Genomic DNA, 7881 nt, shown 5'->3' with positions numbered 1-7881 from the left:
AGCGGCCCCAGCGCGGCCTCGGCGCCGGCGGTGATGGCGCGGCCCAGCCAGGGGGTGAGGGCGGCGAGGCCGGCGGCGGCGCCGAGCAGCAGCGGCAGCGCCCTGGCGCCATCGGGGCGGGCGCCGAGCCGCCCGCCCACCACGTAGCCGGCGGACATGAAGGCCAGGGCGGTGCCGATGATGGCGCCCCATTGATGGATGGTCTGGCCGAAGACCGGCGCCATCAACCGGCCATCGAGCATTTCCAGCGCCATGACGCTCCAGCCCGCCGCGAAGGCGGCGAAGCCGGTGACGAGGCGCTGGCGCCTCACGCCGCCCTCACCGGGTCGGCTTCGGCGGATCCTGGCTGTAGTCGTAGAAGCCGCGGCCGGCCTTGCGGCCCAGCCAGCCGGCCTCGACATACTTCACCAGCAGCGGGGAGGGGCGGTACTTGCTGTCGCCCATGCCCTCATGCAGCACCCGCATGATGGCCAGGCAGGTGTCGAGCCCGATGAAGTCGCCGAGCTGCAGCGGCCCCATCGGATGGTTGGCGCCGAGCCTCATCGCCGCGTCGATCGAGCGCACGTCGCCGACGCCCTCCTGCAGCGCCTGCACCGCCTCGTTGATCATCGGGACCAGGATGCGGTTGACGATGAAGGCCGGGTAGTCCTGCGCCACCGCCGTGGTCTTGCCGAGCGTGGCGGCCAGCGCCGCGACGGCCTCGAAGGTCTCGTCCGAGGTGGCGATGCCGCGGATGATCTCGACCAGCTTCATGACCGGCACCGGGTTCATGAAATGCATGCCGATGACCCGCTCCGGCCGGTCGGTCGCGGCGGCCAGGCGGGTGATCGGGATCGAGGAGGTGTTGGAGGCGAGGATGGCCGCGGGCTTCAGCACCGGGCAGACCGACCGGAACAGGGAGAGCTTCAGCTCCTCCTTCTCGGTCGCCGCCTCGATGACGATGTCGCAGTCGGAGAAGAGGGACATCTCGGTGCCGGTGCGGATGCGGCCGAGCGCCGCATCCTTGTCCGCCCCGCTGAGGCCGCCCTTGGCGACCTGCCGGTCCATGTTCCTGGCGACGGTCGCCAGCGCCTTCTCCAGCGCCTCCGCCTTCACGTCCAGCAGCGCGACGGAGAGGCCCGCCAGGGCTGCCACATGGGCGATGCCGTTGCCCATCTGGCCGGCGCCGATGACGCCGACCGAGCGGATCTCCGTCACGCCCATGCCTCAGCCGAGCTCCTGTTCGAGTTCGGGGAGGAGCTTGAAGAGGTCACCGACGAGGCCGTAGTCGGCGACCTGGAAGATCGGTGCCTCCTCGTCCTTGTTGATGGCGACGATCACCTTGCTGTCCTTCATGCCGGCCAGGTGCTGGATGGCGCCGGAGATGCCGACCGCGATGTAGAGCTCGGGCGCGACGATCTTGCCGGTCTGGCCCACCTGGTGGTCGTTCGGCGCGTAGCCGGCATCGACCGCGGCGCGGCTGGCGCCGATCGCCGCGCCCAGCTTGTCGGCGATGCCCTCCAGCAGGTGGAAGTTCTCCGCCGAGCCCATGGCGCGGCCGCCGGAGATCACCACGCGGGCCGCGGTCAGCTCCGGCCGCTCGCTCTGCGCGATCTCGGCGCTGACGAAGCGCGACACGCCCGGATCCTCCGCCGCCGGCGCCGTCTCGACCGCGGCCGAGCCGCCCTCGGCGGCCACCGGGTCGAAGGAGGCGGCGCGGACCGTCAGCACCTTCCTCGCATCCGAGGTCCTCACCGTCGCCAGCGCGTTGCCGGCATAGATGAAGCGGCGGAAGGTGTCCGGCCCCTCGACCCCGGCGACATCGGTGATCACCTGCACGTCGAGCAACGCCGCGACGCGCGGCATGATGTTCTTGCCGAGCGCGCTGCCCGGCGCCACCAGATGGTCATAGCCCGGCGCCAGCGCCACCAGCAGGGCGGCGGCGGGCTCGGCCAGCGCGTGCTCATAGGCGGCGCCATCGGCCTGCAGCACCTTGGCGACGCCGGGCAGCCGGGCCGCGGCCTGGGCCGCCTCGGCGCCGAGGGCCAGGACATGCACGTCGCCGCCGATCTGCGCCGCGGCGGCCACGGCGCAACGGGTCGGCTGGCTGACGGTCGCGCCGGTGCTGTCGGAAAGGACAAGGACGGCCATGCTCAGATCACCTTCGCTTCGGTCTTCAGCTTGGACACCAGCTCGGCCACCGAGCCGACCCTGACGCCAGCCTGGCGCTTCGGCGGCTCCTCGACCTTCAGCACGGTGAGGCGCGGCGTGACGTCCACACCGAGATCCGCCGCCTTCAGCGTCTCCAGCGGCTTCTTGCGCGCCTTCATGATGTTGGGCAGCGAGGCGTAGCGCGGCTCGTTCAGGCGCAGGTCGGTGGTAACGATCGCCGGCAGCGTGAGCTGCACCGTCTCCAGCCCGCCATCGACCTCGCGCGTCACCGTCGCGCCCTCCGCCGACAGCTCGACCTTGCTGGCGTAGGTGCCCTGGCCCCAGCCAAGCAGCGCCGCCAGCATCTGGCCCGTCGCGTTCATGTCGTCGTCGATCGCCTGCTTGCCCATCACGACCAGCTGCGGCTGCTCGCGCTCGACCAGCGCCTTCAGGATCTTGGCCACCGCCAGCGGCTCCGTGCCCTCGGCCTCCACCAGGATGCCGCGATCCGCCCCCATCGCCATCGCCGTGCGCAGCTGCTCCTGCGCCTGCGCCGGTCCCACGGAGACCGCGACGATCTCCGTCACCGCGCCCTTCTCCCTGAGACGCACCGCCTCCTCGACCGCGATCTCGTCGAAGGGGTTCATCGACATCTTCACGTTCGCCGTCTCGACGCCCGTGCCGTCCGCCTTCACGCGGACCTTCACATTGTAATCCACCACCCGCTTGACGGGGACGAGGAGCTTCATCGCCTGACCGTGTCCTGCTTCCTGGAGTTTGAGCCTGTTGAGCCGGGGCTGCACCGGGCGGCCGCCCCGAAGATGCGGACCACCCCTTGCCGCCGCCGCCGCCTCTCTCGGGGCGGGCATTCTGCGTTGCGGCGCGGAGCCTAGGCGTGCGCTCCGTATCAGGCAAGGTGAGGCAGGGCAGGGCGGGTCCCGGCGGGCCAGTTCGCCGGGGCGGATCGAAGGACCCAGGGCCTCCCTGACCGCCGATCCGACCTATCCGCGCATGCTCCAGACCAGGGCCAGGAAGAGCGCGATGGACAGGCCCTGCAACACCACGCGCCAGCGCATCAGGCGGTTCGAGCGGGCGCCGGCGGCCGCGCCCCCGTCACGCCCCAGCCCCGCCATGCCGGCGAACAGGACGCCGAGGGTGGCCAGCATGGAGAGGCCGAGCAGGATGGACAGGAAAACGGTCATCCGCAGCACATAGCGCCGCCGGCGCGGGGCGCAAGGCATGCCATGCCGGCCCCGGAGGTTGACGCGAGGGAACGCTTCGGCTTGGCCTCGCAGCCATGCGCCTCCCGATTCCGCTGACGCTGCTGCTCGCCCTGCTCCTCCTGCCGCTGCCCGGCCTCGCTCCGGCGGCCTGGGCCCAGCCGGCGCCCGCCCCGCCGCCTGCCTCCCCGGCAGTGGCGCCGGCCGAGATTCAGCGGCTGCTCGCCCTGCTGCGGGACGAGGCGCGGCGGCAGGAGCTGATCCGCACCCTGGAGGCCCTGTCCGCGGCGGCCCCGGCCCCGGCGCAGCCGGGGGAGGGGGCTCCCCCCGCGGCCGCCCCTGGTGCGGTCCCCGGTGCCACCCCTTCGGCCGAGGCGCCCCCGGCCAATGCGGCGGCGGCGGCGGTGGAGCAGCTCCTGGCGCCCGACACGCTGGGCGGCCAGCTTCTGCAGGGCCTCTCCCGCCGCCTCCACTGGCTCTCGGAGCAGGTGGTCAGCGGCGTGCAGACGGTGGCCGACCTGCCCGCCCTGATCTCCTGGTTCTCGTCCCTGGCCTATGATCCGGTGACCCGCGCCCGGGTGGCCGACGCCTCCTGGAAGTTGGCCCTGCTCTTCGGCCTCGGCCTGCTGGCCGAGATGCTGGCGCGCCGCGCCACCGCCCGGCCGTTGCGCGCGCTGGAGGCCCGGGCGACGGGACCCCGGCCGAAGCTGCCCGTCCTGCTGCGCCGGCTGCCGCTGGTGCTGGGGCGGCTGCTGCTCGACCTGGCGCCGGTGGCCGCCTTCGCCCTGCTCTCCTACGGGCTGATCGGCGCGGTACAGCCGCTGCCCACCACCCAGCTCGTGCTGCTGATCGCCAACAACGCCTATATCGCCTGCCTTCTGCTCGGCCTGCTGTCGCGCCTGGCCCTCGCCCCCGCCGTGCCGGGCCTGCGCCTGCTGCCGGTCTCGGACGAGACCGCCGCCTATGTCGACCTCTGGCTGCGCCGGCTCTGGGTCATCCTGGTCGGCGGCTATGCCCTGGCCGAGGCCGGGCTGCTCCTCGGCCTGCCCTGGGGCGCCTATGATGCCATCCAGCGCCTGTCGCACCTGGTCATCTCCATCGCCCTCGGCGTCATGGTGCTGCAGAACCGCGTGGCGGTGGCGCGGGTGCTGCGCGCGCCGCCGCTGCGCCCGGGGGACCAGCCGCACCGCGCCCGCGCCGCCGCCCGCCGCTTCCGCGACGGCCTGGCCGAGATCTGGCACATCCTCGCCATCCTCTATCTGCTGGCCTTCTGGGCAGTCTGGGCCCTGCAGATCGAGCACGGCCTCTACCGCCTGCTGCGCGCCAGCCTGCTGTCCCTGCTGGTGCTGGCGGGCGCCAGGGGCCTCGACCTGCTGCTGCGCCGGGCGCTCTCGGGCAGCCTGCGGGTGGCGCCCGGCCTGACCGGCCGCTACCCGGCGCTGGAGAGCCGCGCCAACCGGTACATGCCGCTGGCCAAGGGCGCCATCTCGGCCGGGCTGACGCTGCTTGTGCTGATGATGCTGATGGAGGTCTGGGGCATCGGGTCCTTCGCCTGGTTCGCCCCCGGTGCGCTGGGCAACCGGGTGCTGCGCTCGCTCGCCTCGGTGGGCTTCACCGCGCTGATGGCGGCGCTGGTCTGGGAGGCGATGAACCTGGCCATCGAACGCCATCTGGAGCGGCTCTCGCGCGATGCCGATGCCGCGCGCAGCGCCCGGGTGCGCACGCTGATGCCGATGCTGCGCACCACGCTGCTGGCCGTCATCCTGCTCTTCGTCGCCTTCAACCTGCTGACCGAGCTCGGTGTGAACGTGGCGCCGCTGCTGGCCGGCGCCGGCGTCATCGGCCTGGCGCTGGGCTTCGGTTCGCAGAAGCTGGTGCAGGACGTCATCACCGGCATCTTCCTGCTCTTCGAGGACGCCATGGCGGTGGGCGACGTGGTCGATCTCGGCGGCAAGTCGGGAGTGGTGGAGCAGCTCTCGATCCGCTCGATCAAGCTCCGCGCGCTGGATGGCAGCCTGCACATCATCCCCTTCAGCGCCGTCAACGGCGTGACCAACATGACGCGGGACTTCTCCTTCGCCCTGCTCGACGTGCAGGTGGCCTACAAGGAGGACACCGACCGGGTGGTGGAGGCGCTGCAGGGCCTCTGCCAGGAGATGCGCTCGGAGGCGAAGTGGGGGCTGGTGATCCGCGACGCCATGGAGGTGCTCGGCGTCAATCAGCTCTCGCCTGACGGGCCGGTGATCCGCGTCCGGATCAAGACCGAGCCGCTGGAGCGCTGGAACGTGATGCGCGAGATGAACCGCCGCATCAAGCGGTGCTTCGACGAGCTCGGCATCGAGATCCCGGCGCACCGGCAGAAGCTGATGATGGAGCCCGGCGGGGCCTTTCCATCGCCGCCGGGCCGGCCGGCCTAAGGCACCCATGCCAATGGCGGGGATCAGCCATGCACGATCCCCGCTGGCGGTTCGGCTTGCCAGCACCGGCGCGCCAAATCTATCCTCCTGGCATGTGCTGCACCGGACCCTTCGGGATCGTCATTAGCGGCCCGGCCGCCTGAGCGCCCTGCGGGGGGCAGCGGCCGGGACAGCCCCGCGCACCCTCCGATCCGAACGCTCCGGAAGCCCCTCTCCCATGTCCGATTGTCTGTCTCCGCTCACCGCCGCCCGTTTCACCGTGGTCGCCGAGGCCTATCCCGGCCTGCTCTCCCGCGTGCTGGAGCCCTTCGCCAAGCGCGACCTGACGCCCGACCGCTTCCGCTCGCAGCGCGAGGGCGCCCTGTTGCGCACCGAGATCGCGCTCGATGCCATGCCGGTCGAGATGCTGCACCTCGTCGCCGGCAATCTGGGCCAGATCGTCGGCGTGATCCGTGTCGAGGCGATGGAAGGCCGCCACATCCGGCTGGTGGCCTGATCCCCCGCTTTTCAGGGACCCCGCTTTTTAGTGGACCTCTGGCAGGCGGCGCGGCGGCGCATCACAATGGGAGCATCATGGCCGCTCCGCTCCCCGCCCCCGATCCCGCCTCCGACCCCTCCTTCGCCGAGCTGATCGCGGCGAGGCCCGCCCTCTCCGCCCATGCGATGGACGGCCTGATGCTGGAGGAGGTGCCGCTCGCCCGCATCGCCGCCGAGGCTGGCACGCCTGTCTGGGTCTATTCCGCCGGCACGCTGCGCCGCCGCTACCGCGCGCTGCGCGCCGCGCTGGAGGGCGCCGGATTGCGCGCCGGCATCCATTACGCCACCAAGGCGAACGACAATCAGGCGGTGCTGCGGGTGCTGGCCGCCGAGGGGGCCGGGGCGGACATCGTCAGCGCCGGCGAGCTGCGCGCCACCCTGGCCGCCGGCATCCCGGCCTCGGCCACCGTCTTCTCCGGCGTCGGCAAGACGGCGGAGGAGATCCGCTCCGCGCTCGGGCAGGGCATCTACCAGCTGAACGCCGAGAGCGCCGAAGAGATCGCCATGATCTCCGCCATCGCCGAGGGCATGGGGCTGCGCGCCCCGGTGGCGCTGCGGGTCAATCCCGATGTCGATGCCCGCACCCATGCCAAGATCACCACCGGCAAGGCGGACAACAAGTTCGGCATCGCCTATGAGGACGCGGCCGGGCTCTATGCCCGCATGGCGGCGCTGCCCGGCATCCGGCCGATCGGCATTGCCACCCATATCGGCAGCCAGATCACCGAGGGCATGGCGGCCTATCGCGCCGCCTATGCCCGGCTTGCCGAGATGATCCGTGGCTTCCGCGCCGCCGGCCTGCCGGTCGAGCGCGTCGATTGCGGCGGCGGGCTCGGCATCCCCTATCGCGACGAGCCGGCGCCCTCGCCCGAGGCCCTGGCCGGCGTCATCCGGGTGACGCTGGGCGATCTCGGCCTGCCGGTGATGCTGGAGCCGGGCCGCTGGATCGCCGGCCCGGCCGGGCTGCTGCTGGCCTCGGTGGTGCTGCAGAAGCAGGGGCGGGGACGGCGCTTCCTGGTGCTGGACGCCGCCATGAACGACCTGATCCGCCCCGCCATGTACGAGGCCTGGCACGGGCTCCTCCCGGTCTCGCCCCGCCGGTTGCAGGCGGCGCTGGCGCCCGCCGATATCGTCGGCCCGGTCTGCGAGAGCGGCGACACCTTCGCCCGTGACCGCGCCATGCCCGACATGGCCCCTGCGGATTTGGTCGCATTCCTGGACGCGGGTGCCTATGGTGCGGTCATGAGCAGCACCTACAACGCCCGCCCCCTGGCGGCCGAAGTGCTGGTGGATGGCACCCGCTTCGCCACCGTGCGCGCGCGCCAGACGCATGAGGATCTGCTGGCGCGGCAGCGCGTTCCCGAATGGCTGGCGGCCGCGCCGGCCGGGGGATCCCCCCCCGCATGACGCCGCCGCGCGATCCGCTGGCCCGGCGCCTCGCGCGCGGGCGGTGGCTCGCGCGGGTCGCCCTGGCCTGGGAGGCGCTCTGGCCACGGCTCTGGCCGGCGCTCGGCGTCGCGGGCCTGTTTCTCATCCTGGCTTTGGCGGGGCTGTTCCTCCACCTGCCGCCCTGGCTG

At 72.3% G+C, this 7881-nt stretch carries 9 protein-coding genes; 4 read left to right on the top strand and 5 right to left on the bottom strand.

Translation table 11 applies throughout. The features are described from left to right. The 5 genes from ACVMLK_RS18250 to ACVMLK_RS18230 all read right to left on the bottom strand — a co-directional run. Positions 1-311: hypothetical protein (locus ACVMLK_RS18250; protein WP_457487206.1), on the bottom strand; the 311-nt coding region annotated here is incomplete at its 3' end. Positions 312-318: 7 nt separating this feature from the next. Beyond that, positions 319-1203 carry a 3-hydroxybutyryl-CoA dehydrogenase gene (locus tag ACVMLK_RS18245; RefSeq protein ID WP_232477001.1) on the bottom strand — a complete coding sequence of 295 codons (885 nt, stop codon included), beginning with the start codon at positions 1201-1203 and terminating at the stop codon, positions 319-321. A gap of 3 nt (positions 1204-1206) precedes the next feature. After that, complete coding sequence (locus ACVMLK_RS18240; RefSeq protein ID WP_198365668.1) at positions 1207-2130, bottom strand: electron transfer flavoprotein subunit alpha/FixB family protein; 924 nt, start codon at positions 2128-2130, stop codon at positions 1207-1209. Between the two features lie 2 nt (positions 2131-2132). Continuing rightward, positions 2133-2879: an electron transfer flavoprotein subunit beta/FixA family protein gene (locus ACVMLK_RS18235; protein ID WP_198365669.1), complete on the bottom strand. Its 747-nt coding sequence runs from the start codon at positions 2877-2879 to the stop codon at positions 2133-2135. Positions 2880-3131: 252 nt separating this feature from the next. Further along, positions 3132-3332: a twin transmembrane helix small protein gene (locus ACVMLK_RS18230; RefSeq protein WP_198365670.1), complete on the bottom strand. Its 201-nt coding sequence runs from the start codon at positions 3330-3332 to the stop codon at positions 3132-3134. 95 nt (positions 3333-3427) lie between these two features. Between ACVMLK_RS18230 and ACVMLK_RS18225 the strand changes: the two genes are divergently transcribed. The 4 genes from ACVMLK_RS18225 to ACVMLK_RS18210 all read left to right on the top strand — a co-directional run. Then, entirely contained in the window at positions 3428-5767 is a 2340-nt protein-coding gene (locus ACVMLK_RS18225) for a mechanosensitive ion channel family protein (protein WP_457487205.1), read from the top strand. Positions 5768-5984: 217 nt separating this feature from the next. Further along, on the top strand, positions 5985-6263 hold the full coding sequence (locus ACVMLK_RS18220; RefSeq protein WP_457487204.1) for a hypothetical protein: 279 nt from the start codon (positions 5985-5987) through the stop codon (positions 6261-6263). A 77-nt stretch (positions 6264-6340) separates the two neighbouring features. Further along, complete coding sequence (gene lysA, locus ACVMLK_RS18215) at positions 6341-7711, top strand: diaminopimelate decarboxylase (RefSeq protein ID WP_457487203.1); 1371 nt, start codon at positions 6341-6343, stop codon at positions 7709-7711. Next, positions 7669-7881 (top strand): DUF4175 family protein (locus ACVMLK_RS18210; protein ID WP_457487202.1); only part of this gene is annotated, 213 nt, incomplete at its 3' end. The genes lysA and ACVMLK_RS18210, both read left to right, overlap by 43 nt.

Source organism: Teichococcus aerofrigidensis (genome assembly GCF_054073225.1).
The sequence above is the reverse complement of the archived record's forward strand: the minus strand, read 5'-3'. Positions and strand labels throughout refer to the sequence as shown.

Bases quoted from the DNA above. Each gene is read 5' to 3' on its own strand.
- ACVMLK_RS18245 (WP_232477001.1), bottom strand. From the start codon at position 1,203: ATGGGCGTGACGGAGATCCGCTCGGTCGGCGTCATCGGCGCCGGCCAG.
- ACVMLK_RS18230 (WP_198365670.1), bottom strand. From the start codon at position 3,332: ATGACCGTTTTCCTGTCCATCCTGCTCGGCCTCTCCATGCTGGCCACC.
- ACVMLK_RS18220 (WP_457487204.1), top strand. From the start codon at position 5,985: ATGTCCGATTGTCTGTCTCCGCTCACCGCCGCCCGTTTCACCGTGGTC.
- ACVMLK_RS18240 (WP_198365668.1), bottom strand. From the start codon at position 2,130: ATGGCCGTCCTTGTCCTTTCCGACAGCACCGGCGCGACCGTCAGCCAG.
- lysA (WP_457487203.1), top strand. From the start codon at position 6,341: ATGGCCGCTCCGCTCCCCGCCCCCGATCCCGCCTCCGACCCCTCCTTC.
- ACVMLK_RS18225 (WP_457487205.1), top strand. From the start codon at position 3,428: ATGCGCCTCCCGATTCCGCTGACGCTGCTGCTCGCCCTGCTCCTCCTG.
- ACVMLK_RS18235 (WP_198365669.1), bottom strand. From the start codon at position 2,879: ATGAAGCTCCTCGTCCCCGTCAAGCGGGTGGTGGATTACAATGTGAAG.